This is a genomic window from Pigmentiphaga sp. CHJ604 (genome assembly GCF_036972535.1).
Taxonomy (GTDB): Bacteria; Pseudomonadota; Gammaproteobacteria; order Burkholderiales; family Burkholderiaceae_B; genus Pigmentiphaga; species Pigmentiphaga daeguensis.
This window is the reverse complement of the sequence record NZ_CP136998.1, coordinates 4,926,857-4,947,983: the sequence shown is the minus strand read 5'-3', so window position 1 is coordinate 4,947,983 and position 21,127 is coordinate 4,926,857. Positions and strand designations below refer to the sequence as shown.

Here is a 21,127-nt window from a genome sequence, read left to right as displayed (position 1 = left end):
ACACGCGCAGAGCAGATCAGGCAGTCGCGGTGCCTTCGGGCATCGAGGAAGGTCCGGACTCCACAGGACAGGATGGCGGCTAACGGCCGTCCGGCGATCGCCGGGGCGCAAGCCCGGGCGCGAAGCCGAGGAACAGGGCCACAGAGACGAGTCTGCGGCGAGGGCGGACGATGTCCGCACCGGTACGGCCACTCCGTACCGTTCGCATGGGCAACCGTGCGAGTCGCGGCAGGGTGAAACGCGGCAACCTCCATCCGGAGCAACACCAAATAGGCATGCGCGCGGCTTCGGCCGCACAGGGCGGTCCGTCCGAGCATGCGGGTAGGTGGCTAGAGCCGTCCGGCAACGGCCGGCCCAGAGGAATGACTGCCCGCGGGCGATGCCCGTGTACAGAATCCGGCCTATCGATCTGCTTTGCCTTGATTCTTTGCGCCTGGCCATCCATCCGGGGCAAGCCCATCGCCGCGAGCCCCATGACCGCAGCCCTGCCCACCCCTTTGGATCTAGCCTTCGAACTGGCCCCGGTCGGCCTCCTGGTGACGCGCGACCGCGTCATCGAGCGCTGCAACCGGGCGTTCGCCGGGATGTTCGGCTACAGCCGCCAGCAACTGGTGGGGCAGACCACCGAGATGCTGTATCCGTCGCACGCCGAGTACGAGGACATCGGCGCGCGTGGCGTGCGCAGCATGCTGGCCGAGGGCATCCACCGCGACGAGCGCATCATGGTCCATCGCAACGGCGAGCTGTTCTGGTGCGCGGTATCCGGGCAGCCGGTGGACCCGGCCCAGCCCTATGCCTGCGCCATCTGGGTGTTCGAGGACCTGCGGCCGGTGCGTCCGGTCCGCCTGGCGCTGACGCCGCGCGAGCGGGAGATCTCGGCCCAGATCCTGGCCGGGCGGACCAGCAAGCAGATCGCCAAGGATCTCGCGCTGAGCCCGCGCACAGTCGAGACCTATCGCCTGCGCCTGATGCGCAAGCTCGAGGCCCGGACCGTGGGCGAGCTCATTTCCCGCCTGCTTGGCCTGCCGTAGCCCCGGCCCCTAGACCGGGATGCGGATGGGAAACGGCGGCGGCGACGGGACGTGCGGCGCCACGATGCGGTTGCGCAGCGTGCCCAGCCCGCTGACCTCCAGTTCCAGCACGTCGCCGTCCTTCAGGAAGCGGCCCAGCTCGTTGCCGCAGCCGCCCCCCACCGTTCCCGATCCCAGGACCTCGCCCGCGTACAGGGTCTCGTCGGACGACACGTAGGCCAGGATGTCCAGGAAGGTATGGTGCATGTCGCGCGAGTTGCCGCGCGACCATTCCTCGCCGTTGACCCGGGTGACCATGGTCAGCGTCTGGGGATCGGCGATCTCGTCGGCGGTGACCAGCCAGGGGCCCATGGCGTTGCCGGTATCGAAGTCCTTGCCCTTGGCCGGGCCCAGGCCGCCCTGCATCTCGGTGTACTGGGCGTCGCGCGCCGAGAAATCGTTGAAGATGGTGTAGCCGAAGATATGGGAGGCGGCCTCGGCCACGGGGATGTTCTTGCCCCCGCGCGAGGTGACCATGCCTATCTCCAGCTCGTAGTCGATGACCTGCGAGTACGCCGGCCAGTGCACGTCGGCGCCGTCGCCCACGACGCTGAAGGGATTGCCCTTGTAATAGATGGGGCGTTCGTACCAGACGCGCGGCAGTTCGACCGAGGCCGGGTCCAGCCGCTGCGTGCCGATGCCGAACAGATGGCGGTTGGCGCGCGATTGCCGGAAATGCGTCTCGAAGCACAGGCAGTCGCGCAGGCGGCGCGGCTGGGGCAGGGGCGCCAGGCGGGCGACGGCCGACACCTCATGGGTGGCCGCGGGGCGCTCCACCAGCCGTCGCGCGTGGTCCAGCGCCGCCGGCCCGGCATCGATCAGGTCCAGCATGCTGCGGAAATAGGGCGCGGCGTCGGCCGCCGTGAAGTCCGAGATCGCGGTTTCCCCGGGCAGCAGCGCGCCGATGTGCGCCGCGCCGCCGGGGGCGAGGAAGGTGGTCAGTTTCATCAGTGGTTCCCGTCGCAGTGGTCGTGTCCGCAGGCGTGCTGCTTGCGGGCGAAATGGCGTTTGCCCATCAGCGCCAGCATGTCCATGACGTTGGGGGCCGGGAGCGCGCCGCCCGAGATTTCGCGGTAGCAGGCGTAGACATTGACGCACAGCCGTTCGTCCTCGCCCCACTTCGCCCAGCGGTCCATCGATATGGCGTCCACCGCCTGCTCGAAGGACATGCCCGCTTCGAGGCAGCGGCGGGACTCGGCCAGCAGGTAGACCAGATAGTCGCGGAATTCCCGCACGCCATCCTTGTCCGTGATCGGGCCATGGCCGGGCACGATGGTCTCGACGTTCCACTCCAGCATCCGGTCGCAGGCGGCGATCCAGTTCGAGACCGGGCCGGTCCAGATGGCCGGATGCGCGCCGACGAACATGATGTCTCCGGTGAAGACGGTGCGGTCCTGCGGTACGTAGACCAGTACGTCGCCTCGCGTATGGGCCGGGCCGACTTCGATGAGCTGGACTTCCTTGTCGCCGACCTTGAGGTCCATGCGGTGGTCGAAGGTCTCGGTGGGCAGCGTCAGGCGGATGCCGCTGAAGTCGAACCGCGAACCGATCACCTCTTGCCAGAACTTGCCGGCCATGCCCATGTTCGGCCAGTCCTTCTGCCATCCTGCGTATTGTTCGGGTGGGCGGTGCTTCATGTCCTCCACGCAGCCGTTGGAAGCGATGATGCGCGATCCCTCCAGCAATTGGTTGCCGAAGGTGTGGTCGCCGTTGCCGTGGGTGTTGACCAGGGCGCCGATCCGCTTCGCGGCGGGCACGGCGTCGCGCATGCTGGCCAGCATCTCGGACGTCATGGGCAGGTCGAACAGGGTATCGACCAGCAGCGATTCGCCACTGTCGGAAATCAGCCCGGCGTTGGACCAGCCCCAGCTTCCGTCGGGAACGAGGTAGGCGTGCAGGCCGTTGCCCAGGTCGTGCAAGCCCTTGGTGAAGCGCCATTTGGCGGTCGAGGTCGTCATGTCGTCTCCTTCTGGTTGTCCCGCGCTCTATGTATATTCACAGGTGGTGGCTCAGTCGAGCCGGATGTTGGCGTTGCGGATGACGGCGCCCCATTTGTCGTAGTCGCGCCGCACGATGTCGCGCAGTTCGGCAGGGGTCGATCCTACCGGCTCCAGGCTGGCGGTGGCCAGGCGCTCGCGCACGTCGGGCATGGCCAGCACGCGGGCGACGTCGGCGCTGATCTTGTCCACGACCTCGGGCGGCGTGCCCGCGGTGGCGAACAGGCCGTGCCAGGCATCGGCCACGTAGCCGGGCACGGTCTCGCCCACGGTGGGCACGTCGGGGATGTTTTCGCTGCGCTTGGCCAGCGTCACCGCCAGCGGCCGGACCTTGCCGTCCCGCGCGGCGGCCACGCCGTTGGTGTAGGGCTCCATGGCCAGGTCGATCTGCCCGCTCAGCAGCGCCAGCACCTTGTTCGTGTTCATGGGGACGTGCAGCATGCGGGTGCCGGTCATGCTGGTCAGCAGCTCCATCACGATGTGGTTGCCCGAGCCGTTGCCGGCGGACCCGTAGGTGAGCTTGCCGGGATGCTTTTTCGCATAGGCGACCATCTCTGCGACGTTGTTGATGCCCAGGTCGCTCCGGGCCAGCAGCACGTAGCCCAGGTTGACCATGAGCGACACCGGCGCGAAGCTCTTGAAGGCGTCGTAGCCCAGTTTGCCGTACAGGTGGGGGTTGGCGCACAGCACCGAGTTGACCGTATAGAGCAGGGTGTAGCCGTCGGGCTGGGCCTGGGCGACCGCGGTCGCGCCGATGGCGCCGCCGGCGCCCGGACGATTCTCGACGATCACGGACTGGCCCCAGATGTCCCCCAGCTTCTGGCCGACGATGCGCATGACCACGTCGGGCGAGGTGCCGGCCGCGAACGGGATGATGACCTTCACGGGCCGCGTGGGGAAGTTCTTCTCCGATCCGTGGGCGGGCCAGGAGGCGGCCACAGCGAGGGCCAGCGCGGCGCGGCCGAACAAGCGTGCAACAGGGGTCTTCATGTCGTCTCCTTGGGAGGGGCTGGCTCGTTGCGGCCGCCGGCAAGCGCGGCCTTGAGCTCGGTTTTCAGAACCTTGCCGTAATGGTTCTTGGGCAGTGCATCGACGAAGCGGTAGCGCTTGGGGCGCTTGAATCGCGCGATCCGGTCCAGGCACAGGCCGTCGAGCGCGGCCGGGTCCGGCGGCGGGCCGCCCCGGGGCACGACGAAGGCCACGACCTCCTCGCCCCATTCCGGGTCGGGCGCGCCGACCACCGCGACCTCGGCCACGCCGGGATGGGCCAGCAGCACTTCCTCGATTTCGCGCGGGTAGATGTTGGAGCCCCCCGAGATGATGACGTCCTTGGAGCGGTCCTTCAGCGTCAGGAAGCCTTCCGCGTCCAGCACGCCGACGTCGCCGGTCCACAGCCACCCGCCGCGCAGCGCCCGGGCGGTGGCCTCGGGGTCGCGCCAGTAGCCGGCCATGACCACGTCGCCGCGCACCTGGACCTCGCCGATCTCGCCGTCGGGCAGCGGTTCGCCGCGTTCGTCGGCCACGCGTATCTCTACCTGGGACTGGGCGTAGCCCACCGAGGCCAGGCGCTCGAGCCAGCGCGGATGGCCCCGGTCGGCCAGTTGCCGGCGGGACAGCGCCGTGATCGTCATGGGCGACTCGCCCTGGCCGTAGATCTGGACGAAGCGGTCGCCCATCACGGCGAGCCCGCGCCGGATGTCCTCCACGTACATGGGGCCGCCGCCGTAGACGATGGTCTTGAAGCCGGACGGATCGGCATCCGTGGCCTCGAGGTGGGCCACCAGCCGCTTGACCATGGTGGGCGCCGCGAACATCGACAGCCGGTCCACGCCAGCCGCCAGGGCGGCCAGCTCCGCGGGATCGAAGCCGCCGGACTCCGGCACCACGTGGCGTGCCGCGGCGGCCATGTGCGGCAGGCTGTACAGCCCCGCGCCATGGGACATGGGCGCGGCATACACGGCGGCGTCGTCCGCATCCACCGGATCGACGTCCGAGAAGTAGCAGGCCGTCATGGCGAGCAGCATGCGGTTCGTCTGCATGACGCCCTTCGGGCGCCCGGTGGTGCCCGAGGTATAGAACAGCCAGGCGAGGTCCTCGGGCCGGCGCGGGGCGGGCGGCACCGGGGCGGCGTCCAAGAGGTTCCGGTAGCCGGCCGTGCCGGTCTCGAACACGCGACGGATCGCCGGCGCCTCGCCCAGCAGGGGCAGCAGGCCCGTGGCCAGTTCCGGGGCGGTGAAGAGCGCGCCGGCCTCGGCATGCTCCAGGATGAACAGCGCCTCGCGCGGATGCAGCTTCGCATTGATGGGCACGACCGCCAGCCCGGCCCACCAGGCACCGTACATGGCTTCCAGGTATTGCGGGCAATTGGGCATGAACAGCGCCACCCGGTCGCCGGGCTTGAGGCCGTGGCCGCGCAGGCCGGCGGCGATGGCCGCCGCGCGCGAGGCCAGCCCGCGGTAGTCGAGCAGCCGCGAGGCGCCGTGGTAGACGGCCGGGCGATCGCCGTGGGTCCGCGCCGCGCGGACCAGTAGTTGGACGACATTCATCGGGCGGGTCCTAAGCTGCGCGTTCCAGCACGCTGACGTAGTTGGCGACCACGGAACCGCCCATGTTGAAGACACCGGCCAGTTCGGCGCCGGGCACCTGGATGTCCCCGGCCTCGCCGCACAGCTGCATGGCCGCCATGACGTGCATGGACACGCCCGTGGCGCCGACCGGATGGCCCTTGGCCTTGAGGCCGCCCGACGGATTGACGGGCAGCGCGCCGCCCGGCGCCACCGTGCCGTCGTCGACGCAGCGCGCGCCCTGGCCGGCCTCGGCCAGCCCCATGGCTTCGTAGCTGAGCAGCTCGGCAATGGTGAAGCAGTCGTGGACCTCGGCCAGGTCGAGGTCGCGGATGCCGATGCCAGCTTCGTCCAGCGCGCGGCGCCAGGCCCGCCCCGGTCCTTCGAAGGCGACCGGGTCGCGCCGGGACATGGGCAGGAAGTCGTTGACCTGGACCGTGGAGCGAAAGCGCACGGCGCGGCGGAAGTCGCGCGCCAGCGGCGCGGCGGCCAGCACCAGCGCGGCGGCGCCGTCGGCGACGGTGGAGCAATCGGTCTTGCGCAGCGGCGCGGCGATGATGGGATTGCGCTCGGACACGGTGTTGCAGAAATCGAAGCCCAGGTCGCGGCGCAGGTGGGCGAGCGGGTTGCGGGCGCCGTTGGCGTGGTTCTTGGCCGCGATCCGCGCCAGGGTCGCGCCGTGGTCGCCGTGGCGGGCGAAATACTCCCGGGCGATCAGGGCGAAGATGCCGGGAAAGGTCAGGCCGCGCGAGCCTTCCTCGCGATGGTGGCTTGCGCGGGCCAGCGCCGCGGTCACGGCCGGCCCGTCTGCGGCCGTCATCTTCTCGGCCCCCACCACCAGGGCGACGCGGACCCGGCCCGAGCCGATGGCGTCCAGTGCGGCATGGATGGCGGCCGATCCGGAAGCGCAGGCGTTCTCCAGGCGCACGGTGGGCGTGAAGCGGAAATCGTCGTCGGCGCCGAAGGGCAGGGAGGAAGGAAAGCCGTCGGGCACCATGCCGGCGTTGAAGTGGGAGACGAACACCGCGTCCACGTCCCGCGCCCGCAGGCCGGCGTCGGCCAGCGCCAGGCGCGTGGATTCGACCATCAGCCCCTCCAGGTCGAAGTGGTCCAGGCGGCCGAAGGGGGTGTGGCCCCATCCGACGATGCAGGGGGTGTCCATGGCGTCTCCTTGGTGGCGTCCGTCCCAGTGGGAAGACGCATGTCGTTATGGAGGCCATTATTTCCAGCCGCGCCTGCCGGGCCTAGTCGTAGGAATACGCTAGTAGCGCCCCCGGGCGCGTAGGCCGAGGGCCGCGGGACCCGCGTGGCGCCTGGGCAAGGGGCATTGTTTTGTTACCTTGTCGCCCCTTTTATGTCACTCCCCGGTTTTTCTTCAGACGACACCTTCACTTCAAATGCCAATGCACTGATTTCATGGAACATTTCGCAATGTGAAGGTTCGAGAAAGTGCACCTAAGTCCTTGTTACTAATGAAGAAACCGTGTCCGAGCGGCTTGACCCCGCGTAATCGCTCATTTAGAGTGGGAAATAGTAGAATTTTGTGCAAAAAAGTGGGGTGAGAAGCCGTGTTTCAGGGCAGCAGCGCGCTGACGCTCGATGCGAAGGGAAGGGTATCCATCCCTACCCGGCATCGTGACGCGCTGATGATGCAGGCCGAAGGCCGGCTGACCCTGACCCGGCACCCCGACGGTTGCCTTCTGATCTACCCCCGTCCCACCTGGGAGGTGAAGCGCGAGCAGATCGCGGCGTTCCCGATGCAGGCGCGCGCGCTGCAACGGCTGCTGCTGGGCAATGCCCAGGATGTCGAGCTCGACAGCGCGGGCCGCATCCTGATCGCTCCCGAGCTGCGCACCGCCGCCGCCCTGACGCGCGAGGTGATGCTGCTCGGCCTGGGCGCTCACTTCGAGCTGTGGGACGCTGCCGTTCTGGCCCAGCGCGAGCAGGAGATGCTGGCGCAGGGCATGCCCGAAGTCCTGAACCAGTTTTCTTTCTGACGCCGTGACGACCCCATTCCTGCATCGGCCCGTCCTGCTCGAGCCGACGATAGACGCGTTGGCCGTACCCGCCGACGGCGTTGGCGCCGGGGTATGGGTCGACGCCACTTTCGGGCGGGGCGGCCACACGCGCGAGCTGCTTGCGCGGCTGGGGCCCGAGGCCAGGCTGGTGGTGTTCGACAAGGATCCGCAGGCCATCGCGGTGGCGCGCGCGCTGGCCGGGCAGGACCGCCGGGTGACGGTGGTCCACGAGGGTTTCGGCGGACTGGCCGAGGAAATGTCCCGGCTGGGGATCGCCCGCATTCGCGGCCTGATGATGGACCTGGGTATTTCGTCTCCGCAGATCGACGATGCCGAGCGTGGATTTTCCTTCATGCGCGACGGCCCGCTCGACATGCGGATGGATACGACACGCGGCGAAACCGCCGCGCAATGGCTCGCCCATGCGAGCATCGATGACATGCGGGAGGTCATAGCACGCTATGGTGAAGAACGGTTTGCTTTCCAGATTGCAAAGGCGATTGCAGCTGGCCGCGAGAAACGGCCTGTCACGACCACAGGCGAGCTTGCCGACATCGTGGCTGGTGCAGTCCGCACGAGGGAGAAGGGCCAGCATCCAGCGACCCGCACCTTTCAGGCTCTACGGATTCACCTCAATCAGGAGCTTGAAGAGCTCCCGCGTGCGCTAGCCGCGGCGCTCGACCTGTTGGAGCCCGGCGGCCGGCTGGCGGTGATCAGCTTCCATTCGCTGGAAGACCGCATCGTCAAGCAGTTCATCGCCGCCGCGGCCCGGCCCGGCGCGGAAACCGCGCGCCTGCCGCTGCGCGAGAGCGAGCGGCCGCAGCCCGTGCTGGCCTCGATCGGCCGCATCCTGCCCACCGAGACCGAGGTCGCCGCCAATCCCCGCGCCCGCTCGGCGGTGCTGCGGGTGGCCGAGCGTACCCATACGGCCCTGCCGGCCGAGGGCGGCAGGGCTTTCGTCAAGACGCCCGAGGCGGCCGCAGCCAAGCGGCGCCCGCCGGCCCGGACGCGCACCCCGCGCGCCCATTCTTTCGCCAGCGCATAGGAGGCCGGCATGGGGCGCCTGCTCTTCGTCCTGACGGTGGCCCTGATAGGGTGCGCGCTGTCCCTGGTCAGCAGCCAGTACAAGGCGCGCAGCCTGTTCGTCGAACTGGAGCGCGCCCAGGCCGTGGCGCGCGACCTGGACGTGGACTGGCGCCGGCTGCAGCTCGAGCAGACCGACCACGCCAAGCATGCGCTGATCGATAGCGTGGCCCGCACCACGCTCAAGATGGAACCGGTCACGCCCGCGCGCACCATCTACCTCGCGCAGTCGCGCGACGCGCAGAGCGGCCCGGCCCTGCTGCCCTATGGTCCGCCGGGCGTGCCCCTGCCGACCAAGCCGAAAGCGGGAGGTGCGCGATGAAACGCGTCCGTTTCTCGTCCGAGAATCCTGTCCTGAACCTGAAGCTGCCCGCGTGGCGGTCGCGCTTCGTGCTGTTCCTGCTGTTCGCCGGTTTCACCGCGCTGGTCGTCCGCGCGCTGTACCTGCAGGGGCTGTCGAACGAGTTCCTGCAGAAGCAGGGCGAGTCCCGCTATGCCCGCACGCTGGTGCTGCCGGCCTCCCGCGGCAAGATCACCGACCGCAACGGGGTCGTGGTGGCGTCCAGCGTGCCTGCCCGCGCCGTCTGGGCCATCCCCGAGGACGTGAAGGCGCCCCCCGGCGCGCTGGCCGAACTGGCCAAGCTGCTGGAAATCCCGCTGCGCGACCTGCAGCGCAAGCTGGCCAACGAAGACAAGACCTTCGTCTACCTGAAGCGGCAGGTGCCGGTGGACGTGGCCGAGAAGGTGGCGGCGCTGGGCCTGGACGGCATCCACCAGCAGCGCGAGACGCTGCGCTACTACCCCGAGGGCGAGGTGCTCGGCCATGTGCTGGGTTTCACCAACGTCGAGGACCGCGGCCAGGAAGGCATCGAGCTGGCCTACAATTCCCAGTTGGCTGGCCGTGCGGGCAGCCGCCGGGTCATCAAGGACCGCCTGGGCAGGGTGGTCGAGGACGTGCAGGCGGTGCGTGCGCCCGCCAATGGTCACGACCTGACCCTGTCCATCGATACCCGGGTGCAGTACCTAGTGTTTTCGCAGTTGCAAGAAGCCGTCGAGCGCCACAAGGCCAAGGGTGGCGCCGCCATCGTGGTGGATACCCGCACCGGGGAGATCCTCGCCCTGGCGAACATGCCCACCTACAACCCCAATCACCGCGAGACCCTGACCGGGGCGCGCCTGCGCAACCGCGCGCTGACCGACACCTTCGAGCCGGGCTCGACCATCAAGCCGTTCTCGATCGCGCTGGCGCTGGACCTGGGCCGGGTGCAGCCCACCACCGTGGTCGACACCGGCGGCGGCCGCATGAACTTCTACGGGCGCACCATTTCGGACACCCACGGCTATGGCAAGCTGGACGTGGCCGGCGTGGTCCAGAAGTCCAGCAACATCGGCACCACCCTGATCTCCCAGCGCCTCGAGAACAAGGAGATGTGGGAGAAATACACGGAACTCGGCCTGGGCCAGGCGCCCAAGCTGGATTTCCCCGGCGCGGTGGCGGGCCGCCTGCGCCCCTATGACAAGTGGAAGCCGATCGAGAAGGCCACCATGTCCTATGGCTACGGCCTGTCGGTGTCGCTGGTGCAGATGGCCCATGCCTACACCGCCTTCGCGCGCGACGGCGACACCGTGCCCCTTACCTTCCTGAAGACCGAGCGCCCGCCCGCTGGCACCCGCATCTATTCCTCGAAGACCGCGCGCACGATGCGCCAGATGCTCGAGGCGGTGGTGGGGCCGGGCGGCACGGCCTCGCAGGCGCAGGTCATGGGCTATCGCGTGGCCGGCAAGACCGGCACCGCGCGCAAGATCATCAACGGGGCCTACGCCACCAAGTATGTCGCCTCGTTCTCGGGTTTCGCGCCGGTGTCGAATCCGCGCATCGTCGTGGCGGTCATGATCGACGAACCCACGGCGGGCAGCATCTATGGCGGCGCGGTGGCCGGTCCGGTGTTCTCCAAGATCACCGGCGGGACGCTGCGCATGCTGGGCGTCGAACCCGATGCGCCGTTCAAGTCGCTCGTCATTCCCGAGCATCCGCTGGAGGACAGCCTGTGACGATGGCGACGTCTCCCGCCTCCATCCTGGAGTGGCTGCGCAAGCATGCCTCTCCAGGTTCGCATTTGCGCCTGGACTCCAGGGCAGTGCAGGTGGGCGACATCTTCCTGGCCTACGCGGGCGCCCGCAGCGACGGCCGCGACTTCATCGGCCAGGCGCTCGAGCGTGGCGCGAGCGCGGTGGTGTTCGAGGACACCGCGGCCGACCGCACGGCCGCGCTCAAGCGGGACCTGGCCGAACGCGGTATTCCGGCGCTGCCGGCGGCGGGCCTGAAGGCCGCGCTGGGTGTCGTCGCGTCCGGCTGGTACGGCGATCCTTCGCGCGACATGAAGGTGATCGCCGTCACCGGGACCAACGGCAAGACCTCGTGCACGCAGTGGATCGCGCGCGCGCTGACCGTCGGCGGCATGCCCTGCGGCGTGATCGGCACGCTGGGCATCCAGATCCCCGGACCGGACGGCGGCTCGCGCGCGCTGGCCACCGGCCTGACCACGCCCGACGCCGTGGCCCTGCACCGCGCCCTGGCCGACATGCGGCGCGATGGCGTCGCGGCGGTCGCGATCGAGGCGTCGTCCATCGGCATCGCCGAAGGACGGCTGGACGGGCTGCACGTGGACATCGCCGCCTTCACCAACCTGACCCGCGACCATCTGGACTACCACCCGGACATGGCCGCCTACGAGGCCGAAAAGGCGAGGCTGTTCTCGTGGCCGGGCGTGGCCGCGGCGGTCGTGAACCAGGACGACGAGGCCGGCCGGCGGCTGTTAGCCTCGCTCCAGGCCAGCGGCCGGTCCGTGGCGCTGACCGCCTATACGCTGGAACCGGCGCAAGCCGGTGATGCGGCGCCCCGGGTGCTGCGCGCCTCCGACCTGCATGCCACCGGCAGCGGAATGGTCTTCACCTTGAACTGGCAAGCCCACGCGGTGCAGATCGCCACGCCGCTGCTGGGCGAGCACAACGTCTCGAACCTGCTGGCGATGGCGGGCGTGCTGCTCGAGCTCGGATGGAGCGTGCAGCGCGTGTCGTCCGCGCTGGCGTCCGCCCAGGCGGCGGCCGGCCGGCTGCAGGCGGTGTCGGCGCCGGGCCGCGCCCCGGGCGAGGGCGGGCCGCTGGTCGTGGTGGACTACGCGCACACGCCGGACGCCCTGACGCGTGCGCTCGACGCTCTCGTGCCGGTGGCCCGGACGCGCGGCGGCCGGCGGATATGTGTATTCGGTTGCGGCGGCGACCGCGATCCCGGCAAGCGGCCGCAGATGGCCCAGGTGGCGTGCGCCCATGCCGATCTGGTGGTGGTGACCAGCGACAATCCCCGCAGCGAGCGGCCCCAGGCCATCATCGAGCAAATCCTGGCCGGCGTGCCCGCGGGCAGCGCCGTGCGGGTCCAGCCCGACCGCGCCCTTGCCATCCGGGAAGCCGTCTTCCAGGCCGGGCCCGACGACGTCGTCCTGCTGGCGGGCAAGGGCCACGAGGCCTATCAGGAGATCGACGGCGTTCGCCATCCGTTCTCGGACGTCGAGCAGGCCGAGGCCGTCCTGGCGGCCTATCGCGCCGCTCCCACCGCCGGCGGGCTGATGACGGTGGCCGACGCGGCGCAGGCCATGCGCGGGGTCGTGCATGGCGAGGCCGGCGCCGACCGCGTGGCTTTCTCCCATGTCGGCAGCGACTCGCGCAACGTGGCCGCCGGCGAATTGTTCTTCGCCTTGAGCGGCGAGCGTTTCGATGGCCATGCCTATGTGCGCGCGGCGCACGAGGCGGGCGCGGTGGCGGCCGTGGTACAGCGTCCGGTCGATGGTGCCGGGATGCCGCAGGTCGTGGTGGCCGATACCCGCCGCGCCCTGGGCGACCTGGCGGCCGCCTGGCGCGGGCGATTCGCGATTCCGGTGGTGGGCGTGACCGGCAGCAACGGCAAGACCACCACCAAGGAAATGATCGCCGCCATCTTCGCCGCGCGCCATGGCGCCGACGGCCGGCTGGCGACGCAGGGCAACCTGAACAACGAGATCGGCGTGCCGCTCACGCTGATGCGGCTGCGCGGCGCGCATCGCTGCGCCGTCATCGAGCTGGGCATGAACCATCCCGGCGAGATCGCCGAACTGTCGCGCATCGCCGCTCCCACCGTGGCGCTGGTCAACAACGCCCAGCGCGAGCACCAGGAATTCATGCACACGGTCGAGGCGGTGGCGCGCGAGAACGGCGCCGTCATCTCGGCCCTGGCTGCCGACGGTATCGCCGTGTTTCCCGGCGACGATCCCTATACCCCCGTGTGGGCCGAGCTGGCCGGCACGCGCCGCTGCCTGCGCTTCGGCCTGTCGGGCGAGGTCGAGGTCTCTGCCGCGAACCTGCGGCTGGATGCCTTCGAGACCCGCTTCCAGCTGCGCACGCCCGGCGGCCAGGCCGAGGTCGCGCTGGCCGCGGCCGGCCTGCACAACGTGCGCAACGCGCTGGCCGCCGCCGCGTGCGCGCTGGCGGCGGGCATGGAACTGGACGTCATCGCCCGCGGCCTGGCCGAGTTCGCGCCGGTCAAGGGCCGCATGCAGCGGCACCGCCTGCACGGCGGGGCGCTGCTGATCGACGACACCTACAACGCCAACCCCGACTCGGTGCGCGCCGCGATCGACGTGCTGGCCACGCTGCCTCAGCCGCGGGTGCTGGTGCTGGGCGACATGGGCGAGGTGGGCGACCAGGGGCCGGCCATGCACGCCGAGGTCGGCGCCTATGCCCGGGAGCGCGGCATCGACGCGCTGTTCGCGCTGGGCGAGGCGACGCGCGACTCGGTGCAGGCCTTCGGTGCCGGCGGCATGCATGCCGACGCGGTCGAGCAGGTGGCGCCCGCCGTGATGGCGGCCGGCCCCGCGTCGGTGTTGGTGAAGGGCTCGCGTTTCATGCGCATGGAGCGGGTGGTGCAGGCGTTGCAGGCCGGCCCCCCGTCGGATCATTCTTCTATTGGTAATAAGCATGCTGCTTGAACTGGCCCAGTGGTTGTCCGAGGATTACCGGGCTTTCTCGGTGTTCAGCTACATCACGTTGCGCGCGGTGCTCGCGTGCGCGACGTCGCTGCTCATCGGCCTGATGGCGGGCCCCTGGGTGATACGCAAGCTCACCGCGCTCAAGATCGGCCAGGCCGTCCGCACCTACGGCCCCGAAACCCACCTGATCAAGAGCGGCACGCCCACCATGGGCGGCGCGCTGATCCTGATCTCCATCGGCGTCTCGACGCTGCTGTGGGCCGACTGGAGCAACCGCTTCGTCTGGGTCGTGCTGCTGGTCACCTTCGGCTTCGGCTGGATCGGCTGGTCGGACGACTACCGCAAGGTCGTGCGCCGGGATCCGGAAGGCATGCCGGCGCGCGAGAAGTTCTTCTGGCAGACGCTGATCGGTCTGGTCGCGTCGGTGTACCTGGCCTTCGCCATTTCGGCGCCGGATGCCGGCGGCACCTGGTCGCTGTTCGTCGACTGGATCTCGGGCGGATTCGGCTACCACCTGCCGCCGCGCGCCGACCTGATCGTGCCGTTCTTCAAGAGCGTGAGCTATCCGCTGGGCGTGATCGGCTTCATCGCGCTGACCTGGGCGGTGATCGTGGGCAGCAGCAACGCGGTCAACCTGACCGACGGACTGGACGGCCTGGCCATCATGCCCACGGTGCTGGTGGGCACCGCGCTGGGCGTGTTCGCCTACGTCGTGGGCCGCGTCGACTATTCCCGCTACCTGCTGTTTCCGTACATCCCGGGCGCATCCGAACTGATGGTGATCTGCGCCGCGCTGGGGGGCGCGGGGCTGGCCTTCCTGTGGTTCAACGCCTATCCGGCCCAGGTCTTCATGGGTGACGTCGGCGCGCTGGCGCTGGGCGGCGCGCTGGGCACCATGGCCGTGATCGTGCGGCAGGAGATCGTGCTCTTCATCATGGGCGGGGTGTTCGTGGTCGAGACGCTGTCGGTCATCCTGCAGGTGAGCTGGTTCAAGTACACCAAGAAACGCTACGGCCAGGGCCGGCGGATATTCAAGATGGCGCCGCTGCACCATCACTTCGAGGTCAGCGGCTGGAAGGAAACCCAGGTCGTCGTCCGGTTCTGGATCATCACCATGATGCTGGTGCTGATCGGACTGGCGACGTTGAAGTTGCGTTGAACCGTGTCGGACGAATCGCTGAACATGCAAACCCCCGTTGAAACCGCCGCGCAAGCGCCGTTCACCCTGGTCCTGGGCCTGGGCGAATCGGGCGCGGCCGCCGTGCGCTGGTGCGCGCGGGCGGGCGGGGGCCTGCGCGTGGCCGACTCGCGCGCCGAGCCGGCGGGTTTGCAGGCCCTGCGGGAAGCCGCGCCGCACGCCGAGTTCCGGCTGGGCGCGGGCGCCATGCGGGACAACGGCGGCGTGAGCGTCTTCGATCCCGCCCTGCTCGAAGGCGTCGAGCGCGTCGTCATCAGCCCGGGCCTGCCGCCGCACGCGGCGCCCGCGGGCGACCTGGTCGGCGCCGCCCGCGAACGCGGGATCCCGGTCATCGGCGAGATCGAGCTGTTCGCGCTGGCCCTGGCCGAGCTGGCCGTCTCCAGGTCGTACGCGCCGCGCGTGCTGGCGGTGACCGGCACCAACGGCAAGACGACCGTCTGCGCACTGACGGGCCATCTGGTCGAGGCCGCCGGCCGTACCGTGGCGGTGGCCGGCAACATCAGCCCGGCCGCGCTGACCGCGCTGATGGCCGCGCTGGACGAGGACCGCCTGCCAGACGTCTGGGTGCTGGAACTGTCGAGCTTCCAGCTGGAAACCACGCACAGCCTGCGGCCCGACGCGGGCGCGGTGCTGAACCTGACCCAGGACCACCTGGACTGGCACGGCGACATGCGCGCCTATGGCGCCGCCAAGGCCCGGCTGCTCGCGGCCTCGTCGGTAGCCGTGGTCAATCGCGACGATGCCCGGGTGGCGGCCATGGTCGAGCGGCTGGACGCGGAGCACGTGCGCGGTTTCGGACGCGAGGCACCGGTGGCCACGGGCGACCTGGGGCTGGACCACAGCCATGGCGTGGCCTGGCTGGCCGAGGCGGCGGCCGAGGATTTCGACGCGCCGCCGCCCAAGCGCAAGAAGGGCGAGGTCGTGACCCGTCCCGATGGACGGGTGAACCGGCTGATGCCGGTCGACGCGTTGCTGATCCGGGGCCTGCACAACGCCCTGAACGTCCAGGCGGCGCTGCTGCTGGCGCGCAGCCTGGGGCTGCCGTGGGCGCCGCTGCTGCGCGCGGTGCGCGAATACCGGGGCGAGCCGCATCGCGTCGAGTTCGTGCGCGGCATCGCCGGCGTCGATTTCATCGACGACAGCAAGGGCACCAACGTGGGCGCGACCGTCGCCGCGCTGGAGGGACTGGGCCAGCGCAGCGTGCTGATCGCCGGCGGCGTCGGCAAGGGCCAGGATTTCTCGCCGCTGGCCCGCGCCGTGGCCTTGCATGCGCGCGCCGTGGTCCTGATCGGCCGCGACGGGCCGCTGATCGCCGAGGCGCTGAAGGACACCGGCGTGCCGCTGGCCACCGGCCAGGACCTGGACGCCGCCGTGCGCACTGCCCTGGACCTCGCGCAACCGGGCGATGCCGTGCTGCTGTCGCCGGCCTGCGCCAGCTTCGACATGTTCCGCGACTACAAGCACCGCGCCGACCGGTTCGTCGATGCCGTGCAGACGTTAGCTGCCGACCGGGGGGAGGTGTAGCCCGATGAGCCTGTTCGCCGAACTCACCGGTAGCGTCAACGCCGTGCGGCCCAGCCGCACGCGGATGCTGAACTACGACGCCGCGCTGGTCACCTCGGCCCTGGCGCTGCTGCTGCTCGGGCTGGTCATGGTGTATTCCGCGTCGGTCACGCTGTCCGACTCGCCCAAGTTCGCCAATTACGGCAACTACTATTTCCTGGTCCGCCACGCGCTGTACCTGACGCTGGGCGTGGTGGTGGCCGCCGCCACGTTCACGATCCGCATGGACGTATGGCAGAAATTCTCGATGCCGGTGTTCGGCGTGGCCCTGTTCCTGCTCGTGGCGGTGCTGATTCCCGGCATCGGCAAGGAAGTGAACGGCTCGCACCGCTGGCTGCCGCTGGGCTTCGTCAACTTCCAGCCCTCCGAGCTGATGAAGCTGGCCGTGCTGATCTACGCCGCCGACTACACCGTGCGCAAGCAGGCCTACATGCAGAACTTCGTGCGCGGCTTCCTGCCCATGGCCTGCGCGATGGCGGCCACGGGTCTCTTGCTGCTGCTCGAACCCGACCTGGGCGCCTTCGTGGTCATCGTCGCGATCTCGATGGGCATCCTGTTCCTGGGCGGCATCAACGGCAAGCTGTTCGGCGGCCTAACCGCCGTGCTGGTGTCGACCTTCCTGCTGCTGATCTGGGCCGCGCCCTGGCGGCGCGAGCGGCTGTTCGCCTACCTGGATCCCTGGACCGAGGCCAACGCGCTGGGCAAGGCCTACCAGTTGTCGCATTCGCTGATCGCCTTCGGCCGCGGCGAATGGTTCGGCGTGGGCCTGGGCGCCAGCGTGGAAAAACTGCACTACCTGCCGGAGGCGCACACCGACTTCCTGCTGGCCGTGATCGGCGAAGAACTCGGGTTCGTCGGGGTGCTGGTCGTGATCACGCTGTTCTTCGTGATCGTGCGCCGGGGCTTCGAGATCGGCCGCCAGGCCATCGCCATGGACCGCGTGTTCAGCGGTCTCGTCGCCAAAGGCGTGGTCCTGTGGATAGGCGTGCAGGCGCTGATCAACATGGGCGTGAACCTGGGCCTCTTGCCAACCAAGGGGCTGACGCTGCCCTTCATGAGTTTCGGCGGCTCGGGCATCATCGCCAACATGGCGGCGCTGGCCGTGCTGATGCGGGTGGACTACGAGAACCGCATCCTGATGCGCGGAGGGCGGCTATGAACGCGCCGCGCACGCTGATGGTCATGGCCGGCGGCACCGGCGGCCACATCATGCCGGGACTGGCGGTGGCCGGCGCGCTGCGCGCGCGCGGCTGGAACGTGGTGTGGATGGGCAATCCGGACGCCATGGAAGGCCGGCTCGTGCCGCCCCAGGGCATCCCGATGGCGCCCGTGCGTTTTTCCGGCGTGCGGGGCAAGGGCCTGGCCACGCTGCTCAAGCTGCCGTTCACGCTGGCCCGCGCCGCGGCGCAGGCCCTGTCGGCGTTGCGCCGCTACCGTCCCGATGTGGTGCTCGGCATGGGCGGCTACGTGGCGCTGCCGGGTGGATTGATGGCGAGGCTGCGGGGCACGCCGCTGGTCGTGCACGAACAGAATTCGGTGGCCGGCATGACCAACCGGGTGCTGGCGCGCTGGGCCAGCAAGGTGCTGACCGCTTTTCCCGGAGCCTTGCCCGGCGAGCTGACCGGCAATCCCGTGCGGCCCGAGGTGGCCGCCGTGGCTCCGCCGGCCGAGCGCTTCGCCGGCCACGCCGGTCCGCTGCGCCTGCTGGTCGTGGGCGGCAGCCTGGGGGCGCAGGCGCTCAACGGCACCGTGCCCGCCGCCCTGGCGATGCTGCCGGCGGACGCGCGTCCGCAGGTGGTGCACCAGGCGGGCGAAAAGCACATCGAGGAATTGCGCACGGCGTATGCCCGGGCGGGAGTGGACGCCGACTGCCGCGCGTTCATCGCCGACATGGCATCCGCCTATGCCGAGGCCGACCTGGTCATCTGCCGCTCCGGCGCGATGACGGTGGCCGAGGTTTGCGCAGCGGGCGTGGCGGCCCTGTTCGTGCCGTTCCCGCACGCGGTGGACGACCACCAGACCACCAATGCCAGATATCTGAGCGATGCGCAGGCCGGATGGCTGCAGCCGCAATCGGCCCTGACGGCCGAGTGGCTGGCCGACTGGCTGCGCCAACGCACACGGGCCGAACTGGCCGAAACCGCGACCCGCGCGCGAGCGCTGGCGCATCCGCTCGCCACCGAGCGGATCGCCGACATCTGCGAGGCGGCGGCGCGACGCTGACACATCATGAGACATCGAATCCGACACATCCATTTCGTTGGCATAGGCGGCTCCGGCATGAGCGGGATCGCCGAGGTGCTGTTGAACCTCGGCTACCGCATCAGCGGATCCGACCTGGCCGACAACGCGACCACTCGCCGGCTGGCGGAGCTGGGCGCGCACATCACGCAGGGCCACAGCGCCGGCAACGTCGAGGGGGTGGACGCCATCGTCACCTCCACCGCGGTCGCGGGCAACAACCCGGAAGTGATCGCCGCGCGCAACAAGCGCATCCCGGTCGTGCCGCGAGCGGTCATGCTGGCCGAGCTGATGCGCCTGAAGCGCGGCATCGCGGTGGCGGGCACGCACGGCAAGACCACCACCACCAGCCTGATCGCCAGCGTCCTGGCGGCGGGCGGGCTGGATCCGACCTTCGTCATCGGCGGGCGCCTGAATTCGGCGGGAGCCAACGCCAAGCTGGGGCAGGGCGAGTTCATCGTGGTCGAGGCCGACGAATCGGATGCCTCGTTCCTGAACCTGCTGCCGGTCATGTCGGTGATCACCAACATCGACGCCGACCACATGGATACCTACGGCCACGATTTCGCGCGGCTCAAGAGCGCGTTCGTGGAATTCACGCAGCGGATGCCGTTCTACGGCACCGCGGTGCTGTGCATCGACGACGCCAACGTGCGCGAAATCCTGCCTTTCGTCTCGCGGCCGGTCACGACCTACGGCTTCGCCGCCGATGCGCAGGTGCGCGCGACCGACGTCCGCACCGACGGTCCGCGCATGTGCTTCACCGTCAGGCGGCGCGACCGGCAGGTCGAACTGCCGCCGCTGGACATCACCTTGAACCTGCCCGGCGAGCACAACGTGCGCAACGCGCTGGCGACCATCGCGGTGGCGACCGAGCTGGGCGTGCCGGACGACGCCATCCGCGAGGCCCTGGCGGCGTTCAAGGGCGTCAATCGCCGCTTCACGCAGGCGGGCGTATTCCCGGTGAAGGCCGAACACGGCGGCGGCAGCTTCACGCTGATCGACGACTACGGCCACCACCCGGTGGAAATGGCCGCCACGCTGGCGGCGGCGCGCGGCGCCTACCCGCACCAGCGCATCGTGCTGGCGTTCCAGCCCCATCGTTACACACGCACACGGGATTGCTTCGAGGATTTCGTCAAAGTGCTGGGTACGGCCGATGCCCTGCTGCTGGCCGAGGTCTACGCCGCGGGCGAACCGCCCATCGTGGCGGCGGATGGCCGCTCGCTGGCCCGCGCCGTGCGCGTGGCCGGCAAGGTCGAGCCGGTGTTCGTCGAGGACATCGCCGACATGCCGCAGACCATCGCGGATTTCGCGCGCGACGGCGACATCGTCATCGCGATGGGCGCCGGCTCCATCGGAAGCATGCCGGCAAGAATGGGAGCGCTGTTCGCTCCGGCATCGGATCAGGAAGGGATACCGCAATGAGCGCGCAATTCGGCAAGGTCGGAGTGCTGTACGGAGGGAAGTCCGCCGAGCGCGACGTGTCCATCATGTCCGGCACCGGCGTGCACAAGGCCCTGCGCAGCGCGGGCATCGAGGCGCACCTGTTCGACACCGGCGTGCGCTCGCTGGCCGAGCTGGCCGAGGAGCGCTTCGACCGCGTCTTCATCGCCCTGCATGGACGCTATGGCGAGGACGGCACGATCCAGGGCGCGCTGGAACTGTTGCGGGTGCCCTATACCGGCAGCGGGCCGCTGGCTTCCGCGCTGGCCATGGACAAGACCATGACCAAGCGCATCTGGGTCCACGAAGGGCTGCCCACGCCGCGCTTCGAGACACTGGACCGCCGGTCCGACCTGGCCGCGGTGGCCGCCCGCCTGGGCCTGCCGCTGATCGTCAAGCCGCCGCACGAAGGCTCCACCATAGGCGTGACCAAGGTCACGGACCTGGCCGGCATGCGCGCGGCCTACGACCTGGCGGCCGAGTACGACGAGCAGGTCCTGGCCGAGGCCTTCATCCAGGGCCGCGAGCTGACCGTGGCCATCCTGGGTACCGGCGCCTCGGCGCGGGCCTTGCCGGTGGTCGAGATCGTGGCGCCCGAGGGGAACTACGACTACGAGCACAAGTATTTCACCGACGACACCCGCTACCTGTGCCCCGCGCAGCTGCCGCCCGCGGTCACCCAGCGTGTCCAGGAAATCAGCGAGGCCGCGTATCGCGTCCTGGGCTGCGAAGGCTGGGGCCGGGTGGACGTGATGCTGGATGCCGACAACCAACCCTATCTGCTGGAGGTCAATACCTCGCCCGGCATGACCGGCCATTCCCTGGTGCCCATGGCGGCCGCCGCCGAAGGCATGAACTACGAATCCCTGTGCGTGGAGATCCTGAAGGATGCCCGCTGCAAGGTTTCAGGCCGGTCTTCGTAAGAGATT

At 69.6% G+C, this 21,127-nt stretch carries 17 protein-coding genes and 1 other RNA gene; 13 read left to right on the top strand and 5 right to left on the bottom strand.

All coding sequences use genetic code 11. The features are described from left to right. Positions 1 to 8 precede the first annotated feature (8 nt). Positions 9 to 420: RNase P RNA component class A (gene rnpB, locus R4823_RS23725), an RNA gene on the top strand. A gap of 53 nt (positions 421 to 473) precedes the next feature. Further along, the gene (locus R4823_RS23720) at positions 474 to 1,031 is read left to right on the top strand and encodes a LuxR C-terminal-related transcriptional regulator (protein ID WP_132980536.1); all 558 of its coding nucleotides are present in this window, start codon (positions 474 to 476) and stop codon (positions 1,029 to 1,031) included. 9 nt (positions 1,032 to 1,040) lie between these two features. Here the strand turns inward: R4823_RS23720 and R4823_RS23715 are convergent, their stop codons facing one another. The 5 genes from R4823_RS23715 to R4823_RS23695 are packed head-to-tail and all read right to left on the bottom strand — an operon-like array spanning position 1,041 to position 6,793. Next, positions 1,041 to 2,018, bottom strand: coding sequence for a fumarylacetoacetate hydrolase family protein (locus tag R4823_RS23715; RefSeq protein WP_338616273.1), 978 nt, complete (start codon positions 2,016 to 2,018; stop codon positions 1,041 to 1,043). Next, on the bottom strand, positions 2,018 to 3,028 hold the full coding sequence (locus tag R4823_RS23710) for an MBL fold metallo-hydrolase (RefSeq protein WP_338616272.1): 1,011 nt from the start codon (positions 3,026 to 3,028) through the stop codon (positions 2,018 to 2,020). The genes R4823_RS23715 and R4823_RS23710 overlap by 1 nt, the downstream gene beginning before the upstream one ends. 51 nt (positions 3,029 to 3,079) lie before the next feature. Then, complete coding sequence (locus R4823_RS23705; protein WP_338616270.1) at positions 3,080 to 4,057, bottom strand: tripartite tricarboxylate transporter substrate binding protein; 978 nt, start codon at positions 4,055 to 4,057, stop codon at positions 3,080 to 3,082. Beyond that, on the bottom strand, positions 4,054 to 5,613 hold the full coding sequence (locus tag R4823_RS23700; protein WP_338616269.1) for an AMP-binding protein: 1,560 nt from the start codon (positions 5,611 to 5,613) through the stop codon (positions 4,054 to 4,056). Before R4823_RS23700 ends, R4823_RS23705 begins: the two co-directional genes overlap by 4 nt. A gap of 10 nt (positions 5,614 to 5,623) precedes the next feature. Continuing rightward, the gene (locus tag R4823_RS23695) at positions 5,624 to 6,793 is read right to left on the bottom strand and encodes an acetyl-CoA acetyltransferase (RefSeq protein WP_338616268.1); all 1,170 of its coding nucleotides are present in this window, start codon (positions 6,791 to 6,793) and stop codon (positions 5,624 to 5,626) included. A gap of 406 nt (positions 6,794 to 7,199) precedes the next feature. Between R4823_RS23695 and mraZ the strand changes: the two genes are divergently transcribed. The 11 genes from mraZ to R4823_RS23640 are packed head-to-tail and all read left to right on the top strand — an operon-like array spanning position 7,200 to position 21,121. Further along, on the top strand, positions 7,200 to 7,628 hold the full coding sequence (mraZ, locus tag R4823_RS23690; RefSeq protein WP_087841740.1) for a division/cell wall cluster transcriptional repressor MraZ: 429 nt from the start codon (positions 7,200 to 7,202) through the stop codon (positions 7,626 to 7,628). A 4-nt stretch (positions 7,629 to 7,632) separates the two neighbouring features. Beyond that, complete coding sequence (rsmH, locus tag R4823_RS23685; protein WP_279815623.1) at positions 7,633 to 8,694, top strand: 16S rRNA (cytosine(1402)-N(4))-methyltransferase RsmH; 1,062 nt, start codon at positions 7,633 to 7,635, stop codon at positions 8,692 to 8,694. Between the two features lie 9 nt (positions 8,695 to 8,703). After that, the gene (gene ftsL / locus R4823_RS23680; RefSeq protein ID WP_087841738.1) at positions 8,704 to 9,054 is read left to right on the top strand and encodes a cell division protein FtsL; all 351 of its coding nucleotides are present in this window, start codon (positions 8,704 to 8,706) and stop codon (positions 9,052 to 9,054) included. Next, positions 9,051 to 10,784, top strand: coding sequence for a penicillin-binding protein 2 (locus R4823_RS23675; protein ID WP_087841737.1), 1,734 nt, complete (start codon positions 9,051 to 9,053; stop codon positions 10,782 to 10,784). The genes ftsL and R4823_RS23675 overlap by 4 nt, the downstream gene beginning before the upstream one ends. Positions 10,785 to 10,786: 2 nt before the next feature. After that, positions 10,787 to 13,750 carry a bifunctional UDP-N-acetylmuramoyl-L-alanyl-D-glutamate--2,6-diaminopimelate ligase MurE/UDP-N-acetylmuramoyl-tripeptide--D-alanyl-D-alanine ligase MurF gene (gene murF, locus R4823_RS23670; protein WP_338616265.1) on the top strand — a complete coding sequence of 988 codons (2,964 nt, stop codon included), beginning with the start codon at positions 10,787 to 10,789 and terminating at the stop codon, positions 13,748 to 13,750. After that, entirely contained in the window at positions 13,740 to 14,909 is a 1,170-nt protein-coding gene (gene mraY, locus R4823_RS23665) for a phospho-N-acetylmuramoyl-pentapeptide-transferase (RefSeq protein ID WP_087841735.1), read from the top strand. The genes murF and mraY overlap by 11 nt, the downstream gene beginning before the upstream one ends. 24 nt (positions 14,910 to 14,933) lie before the next feature. Beyond that, positions 14,934 to 16,472: a UDP-N-acetylmuramoyl-L-alanine--D-glutamate ligase gene (gene murD, locus R4823_RS23660; protein WP_338616263.1), complete on the top strand. Its 1,539-nt coding sequence runs from the start codon at positions 14,934 to 14,936 to the stop codon at positions 16,470 to 16,472. Positions 16,473 to 16,476: 4 nt separating this feature from the next. After that, positions 16,477 to 17,670: a putative lipid II flippase FtsW gene (ftsW, locus tag R4823_RS23655; RefSeq protein WP_087841734.1), complete on the top strand. Its 1,194-nt coding sequence runs from the start codon at positions 16,477 to 16,479 to the stop codon at positions 17,668 to 17,670. After that, entirely contained in the window at positions 17,667 to 18,734 is a 1,068-nt protein-coding gene (murG, locus tag R4823_RS23650) for an undecaprenyldiphospho-muramoylpentapeptide beta-N-acetylglucosaminyltransferase (protein ID WP_279815617.1), read from the top strand. Before ftsW ends, murG begins: the two co-directional genes overlap by 4 nt. Positions 18,735 to 18,740: 6 nt before the next feature. After that, positions 18,741 to 20,180, top strand: a complete 1,440-nt coding sequence (gene murC / locus R4823_RS23645) for a UDP-N-acetylmuramate--L-alanine ligase (protein WP_087841732.1) — start codon at positions 18,741 to 18,743, stop codon at positions 20,178 to 20,180. After that, complete coding sequence (locus R4823_RS23640) at positions 20,177 to 21,121, top strand: D-alanine--D-alanine ligase (protein ID WP_087841731.1); 945 nt, start codon at positions 20,177 to 20,179, stop codon at positions 21,119 to 21,121. Before murC ends, R4823_RS23640 begins: the two co-directional genes overlap by 4 nt. Positions 21,122 to 21,127 lie beyond the last annotated feature (6 nt).